The sequence below is a fragment of the Enterobacter cloacae complex sp. I1M genome, assembly GCF_014982425.1.
Taxonomy (GTDB): Bacteria; Pseudomonadota; Gammaproteobacteria; order Enterobacterales; family Enterobacteriaceae; genus Enterobacter; species Enterobacter intestinihominis.
The window spans coordinates 1-18,670 of sequence record NZ_JADCLG010000025.1; the positions used below are offsets into that span (position 1 = coordinate 1).

The 18,670-nt window shown below is 56.0% G+C and carries 15 protein-coding genes; 6 read left to right on the plus strand and 9 right to left on the minus strand.

Going from position 1 to position 18,670, the window contains the following annotated elements:
• Nucleotides 1-149: 149 nt before the first annotated feature.
• On the minus strand, nt 150-1,274 hold the full coding sequence (zapE, locus tag INF86_RS16015) for a cell division protein ZapE (protein ID WP_063148471.1): 1,125 nt from the start codon (nt 1,272-1,274) through the stop codon (nt 150-152).
• Nucleotides 1,275-1,463: 189 nt separating this feature from the next.
• Here zapE and zapG point away from each other — a divergent pair, with 189 nt between their 5' ends.
• From zapG to degS, 3 genes are all read left to right on the plus strand, one after another.
• A complete protein-coding gene (gene zapG / locus INF86_RS16020) occupies nt 1,464-1,862 on the plus strand; it encodes a Z-ring associated protein ZapG (RefSeq protein ID WP_022649554.1) in 399 nt (132 codons plus the stop codon).
• A 171-nt stretch (nt 1,863-2,033) separates the two neighbouring features.
• Nucleotides 2,034-3,401, plus strand: coding sequence for a serine endoprotease DegQ (gene degQ, locus INF86_RS16025; RefSeq protein ID WP_022649555.1), 1,368 nt, complete (start codon nt 2,034-2,036; stop codon nt 3,399-3,401).
• Nucleotides 3,402-3,493: 92 nt separating this feature from the next.
• A complete protein-coding gene (gene degS / locus INF86_RS16030) occupies nt 3,494-4,561 on the plus strand; it encodes an outer membrane-stress sensor serine endopeptidase DegS (RefSeq protein ID WP_003860430.1) in 1,068 nt (355 codons plus the stop codon).
• 50 nt (nt 4,562-4,611) lie between these two features.
• Here degS and mdh read toward each other — a convergent pair whose 3' ends face one another.
• Nucleotides 4,612-5,550 (minus strand): malate dehydrogenase, encoded by a 939-nt coding sequence (gene mdh / locus INF86_RS16035; RefSeq protein ID WP_022649556.1) that lies wholly within the window; start codon nt 5,548-5,550, stop codon nt 4,612-4,614.
• 397 nt (nt 5,551-5,947) lie between these two features.
• Between mdh and argR the strand changes: the two genes are divergently transcribed.
• Together argR and yhcN are read left to right on the plus strand one after the other, a co-directional pair.
• Nucleotides 5,948-6,418, plus strand: a complete 471-nt coding sequence (gene argR, locus INF86_RS16040) for a transcriptional regulator ArgR (RefSeq protein WP_003860428.1) — start codon at nt 5,948-5,950, stop codon at nt 6,416-6,418.
• 378 nt (nt 6,419-6,796) lie between these two features.
• Nucleotides 6,797-7,060 carry a peroxide/acid stress response protein YhcN gene (gene yhcN, locus INF86_RS16045; protein WP_006812160.1) on the plus strand — a complete coding sequence of 88 codons (264 nt, stop codon included), beginning with the start codon at nt 6,797-6,799 and terminating at the stop codon, nt 7,058-7,060.
• Between the two features lie 59 nt (nt 7,061-7,119).
• On the opposite strand, the gene INF86_RS16050 is transcribed toward yhcN, so the two are convergent.
• The 5 genes from INF86_RS16050 to aaeX all read right to left on the minus strand — a co-directional run bounded on the left by INF86_RS16050 (nt 7,120) and on the right by aaeX (nt 12,095).
• Nucleotides 7,120-7,392 (minus strand): barstar family protein, encoded by a 273-nt coding sequence (locus INF86_RS16050; protein ID WP_022649557.1) that lies wholly within the window; start codon nt 7,390-7,392, stop codon nt 7,120-7,122.
• Between the two features lie 45 nt (nt 7,393-7,437).
• A complete protein-coding gene (locus INF86_RS16055; RefSeq protein WP_017382714.1) occupies nt 7,438-8,892 on the minus strand; it encodes an NAD-dependent succinate-semialdehyde dehydrogenase in 1,455 nt (484 codons plus the stop codon).
• Between the two features lie 86 nt (nt 8,893-8,978).
• On the minus strand, nt 8,979-10,946 hold the full coding sequence (gene aaeB / locus INF86_RS16060; RefSeq protein WP_023298739.1) for a p-hydroxybenzoic acid efflux pump subunit AaeB: 1,968 nt from the start codon (nt 10,944-10,946) through the stop codon (nt 8,979-8,981).
• Between the two features lie 5 nt (nt 10,947-10,951).
• On the minus strand, nt 10,952-11,884 hold the full coding sequence (gene aaeA, locus INF86_RS16065) for a p-hydroxybenzoic acid efflux pump subunit AaeA (RefSeq protein ID WP_193543712.1): 933 nt from the start codon (nt 11,882-11,884) through the stop codon (nt 10,952-10,954).
• A 7-nt stretch (nt 11,885-11,891) separates the two neighbouring features.
• On the minus strand, nt 11,892-12,095 hold the full coding sequence (gene aaeX / locus INF86_RS16070) for a p-hydroxybenzoic acid efflux pump operon protein AaeX (protein WP_003860416.1): 204 nt from the start codon (nt 12,093-12,095) through the stop codon (nt 11,892-11,894).
• Between the two features lie 178 nt (nt 12,096-12,273).
• On the opposite strand from aaeX, the gene aaeR reads away from it, so the two are divergent.
• A complete protein-coding gene (gene aaeR / locus INF86_RS16075; RefSeq protein ID WP_022649561.1) occupies nt 12,274-13,200 on the plus strand; it encodes an HTH-type transcriptional activator AaeR in 927 nt (308 codons plus the stop codon).
• 113 nt (nt 13,201-13,313) lie between these two features.
• Here the strand turns inward: aaeR and tldD are convergent, their stop codons facing one another.
• Entirely contained in the window at nt 13,314-14,759 is a 1,446-nt protein-coding gene (tldD, locus tag INF86_RS16080; protein WP_193543713.1) for a metalloprotease TldD, read from the minus strand.
• Between the two features lie 83 nt (nt 14,760-14,842).
• Complete coding sequence (yhdP, locus tag INF86_RS16085; protein ID WP_048966787.1) at nt 14,843-18,649, minus strand: AsmA2 domain-containing protein YhdP; 3,807 nt, start codon at nt 18,647-18,649, stop codon at nt 14,843-14,845.
• Nucleotides 18,650-18,670: the final 21 nt, after the last annotated feature.

Here is an 18,670-nt window from a genome sequence, read left to right on the forward strand (position 1 = left end):
CCTCGCCCCGGCCGGAAGGCAAACGCCTCAGCGATTTACAGCCGGACCAGGGCATCGCTGACAGCCCTCAGTCATTTAGAAAGCAACTTTATTGCTTCTGCATAAAAAAATTACTGGGGATCCCTCAGCCCACGGGGAGAGGGTAGCATTTATGGCATATGCTCACGCTTGAGGTACTCTTCGCTCTGCATCTCTTGCAGGCGCGACAGGCAGCGCTGGAACTCAAACTTCAGGCGCTCGCCCTGATAGATCTCATATAAAGGCACCTCGGCACTGACTACCAGCTTGACGTGGCGCTCATAAAACTCGTCCACCAGCGCGATGAAGCGGCGCGCTTCGCTCTCCATGAGTGGGGTCATGACGGGCACATCCCATAACATAACGGTATGGAACAGACGCGAAAGCGCAATGTAGTCATGCTGGCTGCGGGCGTCCACGCAGAGCGTTGCAAACGAGACGGCCAGCGTCTGGTTCTCTACGCCAAGCGTCGGCAACGGACGATGATTAATCTCCAGCGCTGGCGCGTTATCCCGCGGCGCCCCTGCCAACGCCAGCCAGAGTTTATCCATCTCGCGGGATGTGTCGGCATTCAGCGGTGAAAGCCACAGGTGCGCCTGCGTCAGCGTGCGCAAACGATAGTCGACGCCAGCGTCGACATTCATGATGTCGCAGTGCTGCTTAATGGCATCTATGGCTGGCAGGAAACGCGCCCGCTGGAGACCGTTGCGATAAAGCTCATCCGGCGGGATATTTGAGGTCGCCACCAGGGTGATCCCACGCGCAAACAGCGCTTTCATCAGCCCCCCCAACAGCATCGCGTCCGTAATATCGGAAACAAAGAATTCGTCGAAGCAGAGTACGTCCGTTTCCGCCTTAAAGCGGTCCGCCACGATTTCCAGCGGGTCGGTTTCGCCCTGGAGCGCCGTCAGCTCTTCATGGACCCGGAGCATAAAACGGTGAAAGTGCAGACGCTGCTTACGCGTGCCGGGCAGGCTCTGGTAGAACATGTCCATCAGCCAGGTCTTACCCCGCCCAACGCCGCCCCACATATATAAGCCACGAACCGGTGCGTTTACCGTGGGCTCTTTTTTGCCCAGTAAACGGCCGAATGCCGCCTTCAGCCCACTGCTCTGCATCGCATCGGCGGGTTTCGCCAGAAGCTCCTGGTAAATCGTGTCCAGGCGGTTTACCGCTTCACGCTGGACATCATCCGGCTGGTGTGTGCCCTCACTCAGGGCGAGTTGGTAACGCGATGATGGGGACAGGTTTTGCATGATGTTATTGTTATTCCTTTAGTTAAACCTCATCAGCGGTCGTGGCTGATGAAAAAAAGGCCGTTCTACACTACGCGATGATACGTCAGGATTCCACTTCTGCGGAAATAGCGGTTATAGTGGCATAATCAGGCACAGGCAGGAGCCGAGCCAACACCCTACGGAACAACAAGACAACGGGAGAAGTTCATGACCTGGGAATATGCGCTAATCGGTTTAGTCGTCGGCATCATCATTGGTGCTGTGGCCATGCGTTTCGGTAACCGCAAATTGCGTCAGCAGCAGTCACTGCAATACGAACTGGAAAAGAACAAAGCCGAACTGGAAGAATACCGCGAAGAGCTGGTCAGCCACTTTGCCCGTAGCGCTGAGCTGCTGGACAACATGGCGACAGATTATCGCCAGCTCTACCAGCACATGGCGAAAAGCTCCAGCAGCCTGCTGCCGGAAATGACCGCGGAGAGCAACCCCTTCCGCAATCGTCTGGCGGACTCTGAGGCCGGTAACGATCAGGCACCGGTTCAGATGCCACGCGACTATTCAGACGGCGCGTCCGGCCTGCTGCGCGGTGGCGTAAAACGCGATTAATCGCACAACCTGAATAAATTTTACGGGCGCACCTTATGCGCCCGTCCTTTCTTCCCGTCCCCAGCTATTATTTAGTCAAACACCTCCATTGTTCAGCGGTTGAAAATTCAATAACATCAAGATGTTTTTGGGGCCGTTCTTTTTCATTCCAGGATACGAGAGTCAGCATCGATGAAGAAAAAAAACCAGCTGTTGAGCGCCTTAGCGTTAAGTGTCGGGTTATCTCTCTCGGCGTCCTTCCCCGCCAGTGCGGCACTGCCTTCGCAGGTGCCAGGACAAGAAGCCATTCCCAGCCTTGCGCCGATGCTTGAAAAAGTCCTGCCTGCGGTAGTCAGCGTTCAGGTGGAAGGGACGGCACGCCAAAGCCAGCGTATTCCCGAAGAGCTGAAGAAATATTTTGGCGAAGAGGCGCCGGATCAGCAGGCTCAGCCGTTTGAAGGCCTTGGTTCGGGCGTGATTATCGACGCGGCCAAAGGCTATATCCTGACCAATAACCACGTGATCAGCCAGGCTGATAAAATCAGCGTTCAGCTGAACGATGGCCGGGAGTTTGACGCCAAACTGATCGGCGGTGACGATCAGAGTGATATCGCCCTGCTACAGGTGCAAAACCCCAGCAACCTGACCCAGATCGCCATCGCCGATTCCGATAAGCTGCGCGTGGGTGATTTTGCCGTCGCGGTCGGTAATCCGTTCGGTTTAGGGCAGACCGCCACCTCCGGGATTGTCTCTGCCCTGGGGCGCAGCGGCCTGAATCTCGAAGGGCTGGAAAATTTCATCCAGACCGATGCCTCCATCAACCGGGGCAACTCCGGCGGTGCGCTGCTTAACCTGAACGGCGAACTGATCGGCATTAATACCGCTATCCTCGCACCAGGCGGCGGCAGCATCGGGATTGGTTTTGCCATTCCGAGTAACATGGCGAAAACCCTGTCTCAACAGCTGATACAGTTTGGCGAGGTTAAGCGCGGGCTGCTGGGCATTAAAGGCATGGAGATGAGCGCCGATATCGCCAAAGCCTTTAAGCTCAACGTCCAGCGCGGGGCGTTTGTCAGCGAAGTGCTGCCCAACTCAGGCTCTGCGAAAGCGGGCGTGAAATCCGGTGACGTTATTGTCAGCCTGAACGATAAACCGCTGAGCAGCTTCGCTGAATTACGTTCGCGTATTGCCACCACGGAGCCTGGCGCTAAAGTGAAGCTGGGCCTGATCCGCGAGGGCAAACCGCTGACCGTGGAAGTGACACTGGACAAGAGCACTTCCTCTTCCGCCAGTGCAGAACAGATCTCCCCGGCGCTACAGGGCGCAACGCTGAGCGACGGTCAGCTTAAAGACGGCACGAAAGGCATTTCTGTCACTGCCGTTGAGAAGAGCAGCCCGGCCGCGCAGGCAGGTTTACATCAGGACGACGTGATCGTGGGCGTGAACCGCACTCGCGTGCAGTCTATTGCCGAAATGCGCAAGGTGCTGGAGAGTAAACCGGCGGTCATTGCCCTGCAAATTATCCGTGGCAACGACACCCTCTACATTTTACTGCGTTAACCATTTGCGACTCCGGGCATCGCCGCTGCGTGTGATGTCCGGATAACTCATGTTATGCTGCAAACCGTTCCTTTTTTAACGACACACGCATCATGCTTTTAAAGCTCTTTCGTTCAATTGTCATTGGTTTGATCGTTGCCGGTCTGCTGCTGGTGGCTATGCCATCTTTACGCCAGTTCAACAAACTGTCGGCTCCTCAGTTCGACAGCACGGATGAAACGCCTGCAACGTACAATCAGGCGGTACGCCGTGCCGCCCCCGCCGTGGTTAACGTCTATAACCGCGGGCTTAACAGTTCCGCTCATAACCAGCTGGAGATCCGCACGCTCGGTTCCGGTGTGATCATGGATGACCGGGGTTACATCATCACCAATAAACACGTGATCAACGATGCCGACCAGATTATCGTCGCCTTGCAGGATGGCCGCGTGTTTGAAGCCCTGCTGGTGGGGTCGGACAGCCTGACCGATCTGGCGGTGCTGAAGATCAACGCCACGGGCGGTCTGCCGACTATCCCGATTAATCGCAAACGAACGCCGCATATCGGCGATGTGGTGCTGGCGATCGGTAACCCGTACAACCTGGGCCAGACCATCACTCAGGGGATCATCAGCGCGACAGGTCGAATTGGACTGAACCCGTCAGGGCGGCAGAACTTCCTGCAAACCGATGCCTCGATCAACCACGGTAACTCCGGCGGTGCGCTGGTGAACTCTCTGGGCGAACTGATGGGCATTAACACCCTCTCCTTTGACAAGAGCAACGATGGTGAAACACCGGAAGGGATTGGCTTTGCCATTCCGTTCCAGCTGGCGACCAAGATCATGGACAAGCTGATCCGCGATGGCCGCGTGATCCGTGGCTACATCGGTATTGGCGGGCGTGAAATCGCGCCGATGCATACGCAGGGCGGTGGTATCGATCAGATCCAGGGGATTGTGGTCAACGAAGTGGCACCTGGCGGCCCGGCGGCCAATGCAGGTATCCAGGTGAACGACGTTATTCTTTCCGTCAACGGCACGCCGGCGGTCTCTGCGCTTGAAACGATGGACCAGGTGGCGGAAATTCGACCGGGCTCTATCATCCCCGTAGAAGTCATGCGTAATGACAAGAAGCTCACGATTCAGGTCACCATCCAGGAATACCCGGCCACTAACTGACGGGCATAAAAAACGGAGCTTAGCGCTCCGTTTTTTTTACCGGGACAAGATCACTTGTTAACGAACTCTTCGCCCAGCGTGATGTCTTTCTTCAGCGTATCCAGCATGCCTTCCATCGCGTTTTGCTCAAACGCGCTTAGCGTGCCGATAGACTTACGCTCTTCAACGCCGTTTTTACCCAGCAGCAGCGGCTGAGAGAAGAAGCGCGCGTGTTCACCGTCGCCTTCTACGTAAGCGCATTCAACCACGTTTTTCTCGCCCTGCAGCGCGCGAACCAGAGACAGGCCGAAACGCGCCGCCGCCTGGCCCATAGACAGGGTTGCAGAACCGCCACCCGCCTTCGCTTCCACCACTTCGGTGCCTGCATTCTGAATACGTTTGGTCAGGTCAGCCACTTCCTGCTCGGTGAAGCTCACGCCCGGGATCTGCGACAGCAGAGGCAGGATGGTCACGCCAGAGTGTCCGCCGATAACCGGCACTTCCACTTCCGTTGGCTGCTTGCCTTTCAGCTCAGCCACGAAGGTATTGGAACGGATGATATCCAGCGTAGTTACGCCGAACAGTTTGTTCTTGTCGTAAACGCCCGCTTTCTTCAGCACTTCTGCTGCGATGGCAACGGTGGTGTTCACCGGGTTGGTGATGATACCGATGCACGCTTTCGGGCAGGTTTCAGCGATCTGCTGAACCAGGTTTTTCACGATGCCCGCGTTGACGTTGAACAGGTCTGAACGATCCATACCCGGTTTACGTGCAACACCCGCGGAGATCAGCACCACATCGGCATTCTGCAACGCAGGACGCGCATCTTCACCGGAGAAGCCTTTGATTTTCACAGCTGTCGGGATGTGGCTCAGGTCAACCGCCACACCTGGGGTTACCGGAGCAATATCGTACAGGGAGAGTTCTGAGCCTGAAGGCAGTTGGGTTTTCAGTAGTAGGGCAAGCGCCTGGCCGATACCACCAGCAGCGCCGAGGACTGCGACTTTCATCCTAAACTCCTTATTATGGTTAACTTAAGTATCTGTAACTCCGTTGCGGCGACCATAATTCAGCACGTCATTAATTACAATTTTCATCGCTAAAGAATTTGAGGTCGCACGTCTTTGACCTTCACCCGAATGCTATCAGGCTGTGGGCAACAACGAATTAAGAGGGGGTTACAATACACCCTGCCACGCCACCAAAACAACATCATTTTGATAACATTTAATTTACTTTTAAGCTTATTTGCGCGGCGTGACCCAGGCATGTTTTCTGATAACGAAATCTGATAAAATCTCTCCCTTTCATAACATTATTTCAGCCTGGTACCAGGTAGATAATTTGCATAAAAATTCATCCACATGCATAATAATGTTGTTTCTATCGTCATATTCCGGGTGACTTATGCGAAGCTCGTCTAAGCAAGAAGAATTAGTGAAAGCGTTTAAAGCGCTACTCAAAGAAGAAAAATTCAGTTCTCAGGGAGAAATTGTTCAGGCGTTGCAGGAGCAAGGCTTCGACAACATCAACCAGTCGAAGGTCTCCCGCATGTTAACCAAGTTTGGTGCAGTGCGTACGCGCAACGCCAAAATGGAGATGGTTTATTGCCTGCCTGCTGAACTTGGCGTGCCAACGACCTCCAGCCCGCTGAAAAACCTGGTTCTGGACATTGACTATAACGATGCCGTGGTCGTGATCCACACCAGCCCGGGTGCAGCCCAGCTGATTGCCCGCCTGCTGGACTCGCTGGGTAAAGCAGAGGGGATCCTCGGGACCATCGCCGGCGATGACACCATTTTTACGACCCCGGCAAATGGTTTCTCGGTGAAAGACCTCTACGAAGCGATTCTGGTCCTGTTCGAACAGGAGCTGTAATCTTCTGCCCCGTAGCGCCTGGCTGCGGGGATCATTCTGCGGCCGCCTCGTTTTACCCTGCTTTTCTCTGCCTGCTGCTTTTGCAAATAGTGCTTTTTACCGCCTGTTAACATTCATTCAGTGAATGATCTGCCGTAAAATCGCACTAAAAATCAAAGCCGCCTATCCAATTGATTTACATAATAAAAAATCATAACACCTGCAGAGTAACGCCCTTTTTTATTCATTCCCGTTATAAAAAATGATGTTTTTAATACGTAATAACAGGCGAAACAATTAGTCTGGTATTAATTTTTTGCGTGATTAGTGTATACTTGATTTTGTGATGAGGGTCACAGAACAAAGACCCCAGTAAAATAATTGACGAGGTAAATAATCATGAAAATTAAAACCACTGTAGCTGCCCTGAGCGTACTGTCAGTCCTGTCATTCGGTGCGTTTGCAGCCGACACTATTAACGCCGAACAGGCACAATCCCGTCAGGCTATCGGGACCGTTTCTGTTGGTGCCATCGGTACTTCTCCGATGGACATGCACGAAATGCTGAACAAAAAAGCGGAAGAACAGGGTGCGTCATCTTATCGCATCATCGAAGCGCGCAGTGGCGACCACTGGCACGCTACCGCAGAACTGTACAAATAAACCCTCGTCGTATCTCATCATACGACTTGCCCCTGACCTCCCGGTCAGGGGCTTTTTTATCACTGGCGCACGTTGAAACGCAGTTGCCCTTCCAGCTCCTCCTCCGCTTCATCAAACAATAAAATCAATGCGCCAAAGCGTCTGCGCAGTTTTTCAGGCAGATGGGTAAATTCGATCTCCAGCGGTAACGGCAGCCTGTCGCCGGTAACCACATCCCACAGCATATCAAGATTGTTTACGCTGCCCCGCTCCAGGTCGAACGCCCGGATAAACTCGCGGTAGAAGTCTTCCTGACTATCAATTTCGTCAAAATCAAAGGTATAAATTTTCATTGCCAGCCACCCGGTACAGGCGGGCGGCAGATGCCGCCCTGTCTATTATAAGCCCCCGATATGCAGGGTTTTAACTTCCAGAAACTCCTCCAGCCCCAGCACGGACCCCTCGCGTCCCAGCCCGGACTCTTTTACGCCCCCAAACGGACCCAGCTCGGTCGAGACCGCACATTCATTAATTCCGATCATGCCGCTCTCAATGGCCTGTGAGACGCGGAACACGCGCGAGAGATTCTGGGTATAAAAGTAGGCCGCCAGCCCGTAAGGCGTATTGTTAGCGCGCATAACCACTTCGTCTTCCGACGTGAAGCGGAAGCAGGCGGCAACGGGACCAAAGGTCTCTTCTTCTGCCAGCTTCATGCCTTCATGGCAGTCACCGAGTACGGTTGGCATCCAGAAGTTGCCGCCAAGTTCGTGCGGTTTACCCCCAGCCAGCACCGTGGCCCCCTTCGCTACCGCATCTTCGACGTGCTCACGGACTTTCTCGACAGCCGAAGGCTCAATCAGCGGGCCGACAACGACGCCCTCGTCCAGACCGTTACCCACCTTCAGCGCCTTCACCGCATCGGCAAGCTGATTGACAAACTTGTCATAGACCGTCTCCTGAATATAGAAACGGTTTACGCTGACGCAGACCTGCCCGGCGTTACGGAATTTATTGGCGATGGCGCCTTTGACGGCGGCCTCAATATCCGCGTCCTCGAAAACGATATACGGCGCATTGCCGCCCAGCTCCATCGATACCTTTTTCATGGTCTCAGCGGAATTGCGAACCAGCGTTTTCCCGACGGCGGTTGACCCCGTAAACGAGATTTTGCGCACGTCATGGCTGGCCATAATGGCGTCACTAATTTCTGAGGTGCTCCCCGCGACCGCATTCAGCACACCATCCGGCACACCGGCCTGCTTCGCCAGCGTCAGCAGCGCAAAGGCGCTCAGCGGAGTGTTGTTTGCAGGCTTGATGACGCCGGTACATCCTGCTGCCAGCGCCGGGCCGAGCTTACGGGTGAGCATAGCCATCGGGAAATTCCATGGCGTGATAGCAGCAACCACCCCAACAGGTTCACGAGTGGCCAGAATACGGGAGCCGGGTTTAACCGGAGGAATGATTTCACCGTTAGCGCGCTTGGCCTGCTCCGCAAACCACTGAATAAAGCTGGCAGCGTAGTCCACCTCGCCCTCAGCTTCTTTCAGCGGCTTGCCCTGCTCGGTGGTCATCAGCCGCCCGAGCCAGCTTTTGTTCTCGATAATCAGTTCATACCAGCGATAGAGGATCGTGGAACGCTCTTTTGCCGTTTTTGCGCGCCATGCGGGAAAGGCTTTCGTCGCGGCCGCAATGGCCTCTTCGGTTTCGGCTTTCCCTGCTTTCGCCACTTTCGCAACCACCTCGCCCGTGGCCGGGTTTAGCACATCAAACGTGGTGTCGAGTGTTTTCCAGATACCGTTAACCAGATACCCGGTCTGAAAAAGAATACTGTCCTGAAGAGCCTGGGTTGTCATGTGTCCTCCCTTCCTGAATGTTTGAACCTGCAAGAATAAGTATAGCCACAAAAAAACCGACGCTTTTGGCGTCGGTTTTCTCTTCGTTAGCTGTCTGTCAGCGCATTCTGGTAGCGGTGCAGCATAAACACCAGCCGCTCTACCGGCTCGGTAACCTGCGGCGGGGCTTCCCAGACTCGCAGTTTCTCCTGGTAGATATCCAGCTCCTCCAGCAGTTGCTTAAAGTAGCGGCGACGTTTGTCATCACTGGATGCCGATATCACATGGTCCGCCGTTCGCCGTAGCTGGCGGTGGAAAGCGGACAAATCGTCGTTGATCGGCACTGGCGCGTTCCGCAGACGCTGGTGCGCGATAATCATGGTTAACGCCAGACGGAAGCGAGCGACATCGCCCGGGAATTTATTCAACAGCAGGAACAGTTGCTGGTAAAGGGCCGGAAGGTGGTTCTGCTTGCGCCGCGCGGTGTTGGTGGTCAAGGACGATACGGCGGCCGACACAAACTGATTGAGCAGCACGCGCCCTGTCCGCGCCTGAGAGTTATCCCGCACCAGCAGGATCACCATCATCGCCAGGAAACAGCCCACCAGCTGGCCTAATGCGCTATCCAGGAACTGGCTGAAATGGAAGGTCATCGGGTTATCCAGCACGAGGATGTTAATCGTACTCGCCAGCGCACCTAACGATCCCAGACGGCGTTTTTGTACCTCAATCCCGATAAAGAACGCCATCACCGCCAGGCTGATACAGAGCAAAAGCATGCTTTGCTGCGTCGAGGGGATGATTACCAGGAAGTAGAGCGCGCCAATGGGTAACGCCGCAATGGTGCCGTACAGAAAATCAATAGCGACCATGCGCGGGTTGGGCAGACGCATCGCCAGCGCGGTAACGACGGCAATCATCACCATCGCGCCGCTGCCGGACGTCCAGCCGGTCCACAGCCAGAACAGCGTGCCGAGTATACAGGCCAGGGTGGTACGCCAGAAGTTAACCATCGCATGATGACGCTCGGCGGATTCCGGTTTGATCACCACTTCGCCCTGTAACACCTCTTCTTCCGCCGCACTGATTTTGGTGTTGCTAATCACGCCGCGTTTCAGAAGCAGGTAGCGCGTTGCGGCGCCAACCCAGGTATAAATGGTGACTGGCGTATCCCGTTCGCCCGTCCAGGCAATCACACGACGCATGCGTTTAAGCTGTCGATGCACGTCCTGCACCGTCTCCACAGGCTCATCAAACAGTTCGCGGAAGGTATCCGTTACCACTTCGGGGCGAGTGTTCTGAATCAGGTAGGTTTCACACGCCTGGGTGATCAGCGTTAACGAGACGGTATTGATCGCTTTCAGACGACGATTGGCACGCTCCCAGCGGGAAGACTCCATATTGAGATTACTGCGCATCCCTTCCAGCGCCTGCGTGCGGCGCACCAGCGCGCTCCAGGCCTTGTCGACCTCTTCGCTGTCGCCGTGCTTAATGCACAGCTGCATGAGCTGGTACTGGGCAACAATCAGCGCGTCCAGCTCACGATCGACTTCCTGCTTGATGGATCGCGGAGAGAAGAGCAGATCGGCGACAATCGCGCAGACGATACCAATGACAATCTCGCTGCAACGTTCCACGGCGAACTGCGGAGCAAGCAGCGGTTCACTCTGAATGGTGATGATAATAATCAGCGCGGTATATCCCGCCAGGCCCCAGGCGTACGAGTTCTCCACCTTCACCAGCGAAGAAACCCAGGTGCAAAAACCCGCCCAGATACAGCATACAATCAGCATCAGCAGCGGCGTGCGGATCATCAGGATGATAATGGTCAGGGCGGCGATACAGCCGATAAAGGTACCGATAATACGCAGCATCCCGCGATAGCGAATTGCCCCGGAGTAAGGCTCGCCACCCGCCGCGAAGGCAGGACCGGCGGCGACGATCGCGGCGGTCAGAACAGCCCAGCGCGGCGTTTCAAGCTGGAAATGGAAGCCAACAAACAGCGCCAGCACAATGGCGCATGCCAGCTTCACGGCGAAGCGGATGTGCTGGCTGGCGATGGAAAAAATGCCCATAGCGATCAACCAAACTCGCGCAGGCGATGGGCGATTTGACGGAAGATAGAGTCCTGGCTGGCATCACGGTCTTTTTCACCGGTGATCACTACCGTCGCCGTGGTGCCTGCGGGCCAGAGGTTGCTCTGCTGCTCATCCAGACGAATGCGTACCGGTACGCGCTGCGCCAGACGAACCCACTCGAGGTTAGAATCGACGGTCGCCATCCCTTTTGAATCATTGGTACTGCTGGCGTTGGTCACCCCCGCGGCCACGCTGTCCACGGTTCCTTTCAGGACCCGGTTGCTGCCGAGCGGCGTGATTTCGGCGCGATAGCCCGGACGCACGCCTTCCAGCTTGGTCTCTTCCATATAGGCGAGGACGTAGAAGGAGTTCTGTTTCACCAGCGCCACGGCGGTGGAGCCGCGCGTGATAAACTCACCCGCATAGACGTTGAGGTTGGTTACCCAGCCATCGGACGGGGCGCGGATAACGGTACGTTCCAGATCGAGCTTCGCCAGATCGCGCGTCGCCTGCGCTTTTGCCAGCTGATGCAGCACGGTTTGCAGCACGTTATTGGACTGATCAATCTCTTCCCGGGACATGGCCTGGATGCCCAGCTTGTTACGACGTCCTGCTTCACGGCGTTTTTCAGCGGCCAGCGCGTTGTAATACGCTACGTCGGCTTCCGCTTCTTCCAGCGCTTTTTGATAGCGCGGCTGGTCGATAGTGAACAGTACCTGATCTTTTTTCACCAGCTGGTTATCGTGGACATTGACCGCCGTAATGAGACCGGCGACATCGGGCGCTATCGCGACCACCTCCGCGCTGAAACGCGCATCGCGCGTCCACGGGGATTCGGTGTAATAAACCCAGGCGCGAAAAATAGCGATGAACGCCAGGCTGACCAGCGCCATAGTGATGGCAGTGCGGGAGATTTTTCTTGTTAGCGTTTTCACATCAACCTCAGACAAACATGCGCGATATTAAATAGAACAGGCAGCAATACAGCGCGGTATTAAACAATGCAGGATGCCAGACGAAATCATAAATCCCGGTAGGGACCAGCACCTTGCGCACCAGCCAGAAGATCGCCAGTGATAAAAGAAGCTCGAAAAATATCGGTGGGAACGACAGACCGAACACCACGATAACGGGAAACAGACTCATGTTGACCTTGATTAAAGAGATGCAGGTTACTGGATTATTAAGCTCACGCCGCCGCAGGAGAGCATGAATTGCCGGGCGAGAGTGGCGCAGCTGTTATGTAATTAATAATATATTAACGTAACTGTTATGCTGTTATCTATCATATGTGATCTAAATCACTTTTAAGCCAGAGTGAATAATGGAACGTCTAAAACGCATGTCCGTCTTTGCGAAAGTGGTTGAGCAAGGCTCTTTTACCGCCGCAGCACGTCAGCTACAAATGAGCGTCTCATCCATTAGCCAGACAGTGTCAAAACTGGAAGATGAGCTCCAGGTAAAGCTGCTCAACCGCAGCACCCGCAGCATTGGGCTGACGGAAGCGGGTAAAATTTACTATCAGGGCTGCCGTCGAATGCTGCATGAAGTGCAGGATGTTCACGAGCAGCTCTACGCCTTTAACAACACGCCTATCGGCACGCTGCGTATCGGGTGTTCTTCAACTATGGCACAAAATGTTCTCGCTGCCATGACGGCGGAAATGCTGAAAGAGTATCCCGGTTTAACCGTTAATCTGGTAACGGGTATTCCGGCACCGGATCTGATTGCCGATGGGTTAGACGTGGTGATCCGCGTTGGCGCATTGCAGGACTCGAGCCTGTTCTCGCGTCGACTGGGCAGCATGCCGATGGTGGTCTGCGCTTCGAAAAGCTATCTGGCACAGTATGGCGTACCGGAAAAACCTGCCGACCTGAGCAACCACTCGTGGCTGGAATACAGCGTTCGCCCAGATAACGAATTTGAACTGATCGCGCCAGAAGGGCTTTCCACCAAACTGCTGCCTGAAGGCCGCTTCGTGACCAACGATCCGATGACCATCTCACGCTGGCTGGTGGCCGGGGCCGGGATCGCCTACGTGCCGCTGATGTGGGTGATCAACGAGATCAACAGCGGCGAACTGGAGATCCTCTTCCCGCGCTACCAGTCGGATCCGCGCCCGGTGTACGCGCTCTATACCGAAAAGGACAAGCTGCCGCTGAAGGTGCAGGTCTGTATTAACTATCTGACGGACTATTTTGTGGAAGTGGCAGAGCTGTTTCAGGGGATGCGGGGAAGAAGGAAAGAGTAGGCCTCCCCCCTCACCCCGGCCCTCTCCCCAAAGGGGCGAGGGAGAAAAGACAGCACGGAGCAGTCCCCTCTCCCCGTTGGGGAGAGGGTTAGGGTGAGGGGAAAATGAAAAAATTACGCCGTGCCGCCCACCGTCAGGTTATCGACCTTCAGGGTTGGCTGGCCCACGCCTACCGGCAGGCTCTGACCTTCTTTGCCGCAGACGCCCACGCCGTTATCCAGCTTCAGGTCGTTACCCACCATGGAAATCTGCTGCATGGCCTCAATGCCAGAGCCAATCAGGGTTGCGCCCTTCACCGCTTTGGTCACTTTGCCCTTCTCAATCAGATACGCCTCTGAGGTAGAGAAGACAAATTTACCGGAGGTGATATCCACCTGGCCGCCGCCAAAGTTCGGCGCGAAGATCCCGTAATCAACGGATTCGATAATCTCCTGCGGCGTGGATTTACCCGGCAGCATGTAGGTGTTGGTCATGCGCGGCATCGGCAGGTGTGCGTAGGATTCGCGACGACCGTTACCCGTTGGCGCAACGCCCATCAGACGCGCGTTAAGCTTGTCCTGCATGTAACCTTTCAGTACGCCATTTTCGATCAGCACGTTGTACTGGCCCGGCGTGCCTTCATCGTCGATAGAAATCGAGCCGCGACGGTCGAGCATGGTGCCATCATCCACCACGGTACACAGCTCGGAGGAGACAAGCTGCCCCATCTGACCGCTGAATACGGACGTCCCGCGACGGTTGAAATCCCCCTCCAGGCCGTGACCGACCGCTTCGTGCAGCAGCACGCCAGGCCAGCCTGCGCCCAGAACCACCGGCAGCGTACCGGCAGGTGCCGCCACGGCAGACAGGTTGACCAGCGCCATGCGCACGGCTTCTTTTGCCCACGCATCCGCGCGCGCTTCGCCGTCAACGTCGCCGAGGAACCAGTCGTAGCCAAAACGACCGCCGCCACCGCTTGAGCCGCGCTCGCGCTTGCCGTCGTCTTCCACCTGCACACTGATAGAGAGGCGCACAAGAGGACGCACGTCGGCGGCCAGCGTACCGTCCGTCGCCGCCACCAGGATCAGTTCATAAACACCGCTCAGGCTGGCAGAAACTTCCTGCACGCGTTTGTCCGCCGCGCGAGCCACTTTGTCCACGCGACGCAGGATGTCCAGCTTCTCTTCGCGGCTCATGCTTTGCAGTGGATCGATGCTGGTATAAAGCGCAGCGTGCTGCACTTCACCCAGGGTTTTCACGCGACCGTCGCCGGTATCACGCACAATGGTTCGCGCCGCCTGCGCGCTCTGCTCCAGCGCGGCCAGGCTTATCTGGTCTGCATAAGCAAAACCGGTTTTTTCGCCGCTGATGGCGCGCACGCCGACGCCCTGGTCAATGTTATAAGAACCATCTTTAATGATGCTGTCTTCTAAAACCCAGGATTCGTGATAGCTCGACTGGAAATAGAGATCGCCGTAGTCGAGGCGGCGTTCGGTCAGTTGACCAAGAATGGAGAACAGGTCCTGATGGCTCAGGCCGTTCGCTGCGAGCAAATGTTCACTTACCAGGTTCAGACTCATCGTATTGCTACTCGTTCGTTGCCGCCAGTGGCGGTATAAAATCAATATTATTGAGAGTGAGGCAATTACCTGCCCACGTCAAATCATTGCTGTGCTTCTTTGCGCGGCTGGCGCAGCACTTCATTAATCTGCGGTTTATCGATTGGGCCCGTAATGCGGTAGCGCAGAATCGAGACTTTGCTCCAGAGCGGCCCCAGCACTTTGCTGGCGGCAAATACCGCCGCGCCAATTATCGGATTGACCACAAAAGCGGTAGCGACACCCACTGTAGCGGAGATTTCCGGGGCAACAACCGCTTCCATATCCAGCTCCCGGCGCACGAGGTTCACTGATCCTTTCATGGCGATGTCCGCTTCCAGGCCGTCCAGCAGCGTATCATCGGTATGCATCACGCCGTCCTTGATCCAGGCCGTTCCGCGAATGGAGTCATAATAGAAACCGTCGTTGAAGGTATCGCTGAAATCGAAGCGCAGCTTGCGCAGCAGCGCGTCAAAGCTCAGCAGGCGCAGTATTTGCCCTGCATGACCGGTGCTAACATCGGCAATTTGTCCCTTACCAAAACGGGTTCTGAGGATACCGTTCAGCGAGGCAACGTCCGGCTGCCACGGTGCCGCGCGCCAGTGCAGATCGTAATTCACATCGAAGGACGATCCGCGAAGCGGCGTGCTGATCCCAAAGAAGTTAGCCGCGGAGTCCAGCTTGTTGCCTTTAATATCGCCCTTCAGCGAGGTGCGCTGTTCACCCGGTTTGTTCACCCACTCGCCAGCGGCGGTCATGCGGCCAAAGCCGGTATCCACCAGCCCACCAGAGAGGCTCAGCGTATTGCCCTGAATAGCAAAATCACCGTCGATACGGCCATATTTCTGTCCCCACAGCCAGCACTCCGCACAGCGCAGCTGGAGATCGGGCCAGTTGCTGAAATCCACGCGCGACGTTCCACTGCTGCTGAAAGGAGACGTACTTGTCGACTGTGTTTTAGACGCCGTAAAGGTCGGGTTGTAATAGAGATAACGGATAGCCGCCTGCCATGGCGCGTTATCGCGCATCGTCAACGAACCGTTAATTTCACGCCCCTGCGCCTCGACCTTTGAGCCGTTCACCGTCGGCCGGGAGACAATACTCAGGTTGTTCCACTGCTGCCCACCCAGCGTCAGCGCAGGCGTGCGCAAGGTAATGGACTGCGGGAACTGCGCCGTTTGGTCGACGTTTTGCCCGACACCTTTCTGAAACAGTGCCAGCCACTCTGCGCCATCCATCGGCGGGAGATTCAGTTCAATGCCCGCCTGCTCCGGCAGCGGCGGCGTGGTACGGCTGTCCGTCGTCCAGATCGCCCTGTCCAGCGTCAGCTTGCGGTTAAGCAGCCAGCGGCTGTTGAAGTGGTTTGTTCCGCCAGCGTTTCCGGTTAAATCAAAGCTGTTGAGGTTGCCCGCAACCTTTACGTTGACGGGCAGTGCTTCACCGCTTTTCTTGTTCAGCGGTGCGGGAAGCTGGCTACTGAGGTTTTTTAGATCGCCCGTAATGTCGACGTTATAGCGCGCACCAGCATGATAAGGCAGGTCGATGGCGACCTTGCCATTCCATGACACCGCGCCGTCCACCGCATTCTCAATCGGCTTCGGCAGAACATCCATGCGTGACGGCTGCCAGTTCGCGTCCATATTGACCGCCACCTGGTAGGCTTTATCGCCCTCGGTGGTGGAGAAATCGATATTGACGGGTTGATTGAACCAGGTCGCTTTCAGCGGCTTACTTTTCAGATTGCCGTTAACAAAGCTGAACTGACCGCTAAGGTTTTTCAGCGTGCTGTCCAGCGGCTTGATATAGAGGCTGTTATTGTTCAGACGAACGTCGCCTTTGGCGGTGGTCATTTCACCGTCGAGCGGGATATCCAGATGTAAGCGAGCATTCACATCACCATCTAACTGCAACTGCTGGAGAGTGGCCGCCAGGGAGTCATCCAGCGGCGTATCTTCAAAATACGGGCCAACCGCTTTACCCGGCCCATTAATATCCGCATCAATCAGCAGTTTCTCTTTGGAGTAATCCGGGATGTTTGCCGTCAGGTTGCTTGCCGTTACGCCGCCCAGCGCAACGCTGTCCGTCTTCATCCACAAGCCGTCATTCAGGAAGTTGAGTTCGATATTCAGATTCTTCAGCGCGGGCCAGTCCGGCTGGAAGGCATAGGTGGCGTTGCGTAGCGGCACCAGAACCTGGAACTGGCCTTCGTTATGCTTATACGGGAACAGGTGCGGATTGCCGCCGTAGACCAGCGTGGCGTTATCCGCCTGACCGCCCTGAATGGCGCCGCTGAGATAGTCTACCAGCGCTTTCCCCATCAGGTTTTCCGGGAAGTAGCGCCACGCCTGCGAACCGTCATCCGTGCTGATGCCCGCCAGAATGCCCAGCCACGGCTCATCGCCTTCAGGCTGTAGATAACGGAAATTACCGCGGGCATGTACCGCTTTGGCTTTTACATCAATATCGCGACCATCGAGCTGAAAACCTTTGTCATTCTTCAGCCAGTTGAGGGTGGCGTTTCCCTTTTCGATCTCCAGTGGCGCACGGAAGACCGTTTCGTACGGCATTTTTGCTTCCTGCATTTCTGCCGTCAGCCTGCCGTTTTCCACGCTTCCTTCCAGTTTACCGCTGAAGTGCTCGGCACCCGGCAGCAGCTTCCACTGTTTCCATGCGAGATTTTTCCATGCCGCCTGAAAACGCGTCTTTTCCGTGGCCTGGAGCGGAATATCCAGCGCCAGCCGGTTTATCTGCCCGCTCGGCTGCGTCGCCAGCCAGATTTCGCCCAGCTCCGGGGAGAGTTTTGCGGCCATTGAACGCAGCCCTTCGATCGCCGTCAGATCCAGGTTACTGGCGCGGATACGCAGCTCATCGCTGCGTTTACCGTTTATCCCGCCGACGTCCTGCTCCGGCATCCACGCCAGCGTCAGTGCGCCGCGCGGCCAGGGTTTGTTATCCATGGAGATGCGCGTATCCGGAATAGCGAACTGCCAGCCGCCTTTATCCTGCGTCACGTGTGCGGTGAGGTTATCGACGGAAAGCTGATGCTGATGGTTTTCCCCCTTCCAGCTCGCGCCCCCCTGCTTAAGCCAGATGTCGCCGCTGGCGAATGCCCCGTTCGTCAGGGTCATCCAGCCTTCCAGGCTGAAGCGCGCGGTTTCCAGCTGCATGTTCTGCTGTAGCCACTCACCCAGCCACGGCTTCACGTCCACGTCGTCCGCCTGTAGCCACACCCTGCCGTTGTTCAGCAGGCCATTGTCGTCGCGCAGATCCATCCGCACCTGCATAACGCCGTGCTGCCCGTTCAGGCTGGAGAGATTCACCTGCCCCTCGGCGCGGTGGCGATCTTTCCCGTTTAGCCAGGTCAGCTGTGGGATCGCCAGCTCAGCGCGCTGTCCGGAAAGGGTTATAAAGCTCACTTCGCTGTCGCGGAGATCGAAATGATCGAACTGACGCAGGAAGAGATCGCTGATACGGCTGGTTTCCAGCCCACGATCGCTGTCGCCGCTTTGCAGCGGCGTGTTGGTCATCAGCTGAAGTTGCCAGAAGGTGAGATCGCGAAACTGCCAGCGCAGATGCAGCAGGCTTTGCCAGACATCCAGCGCCAGGGTGACGCGTTTGATTTTAAGATGGCCGCCATCTTTCAGGCTGGCGCTGATATCCCGCGCATCAAGCGTCGGGCCAAAGTTCTGCCAGCTTGCCTCGATATGGCTCACGTCCACCGGCAGACCGGTGGCAGATTCGATTTTTGCCAGGATCTGCGGCCGCCAGCTGTCCAGATGCGGCAAGGCGAGACGCAGCCCGCTCACGAGCAACGCGACAATCACGACCAACGTTGCCCCTGTAAGCAGTAAAATCCCCGGCAATCGCCTCACGCGTCTCTCCTTGTCAGCCTT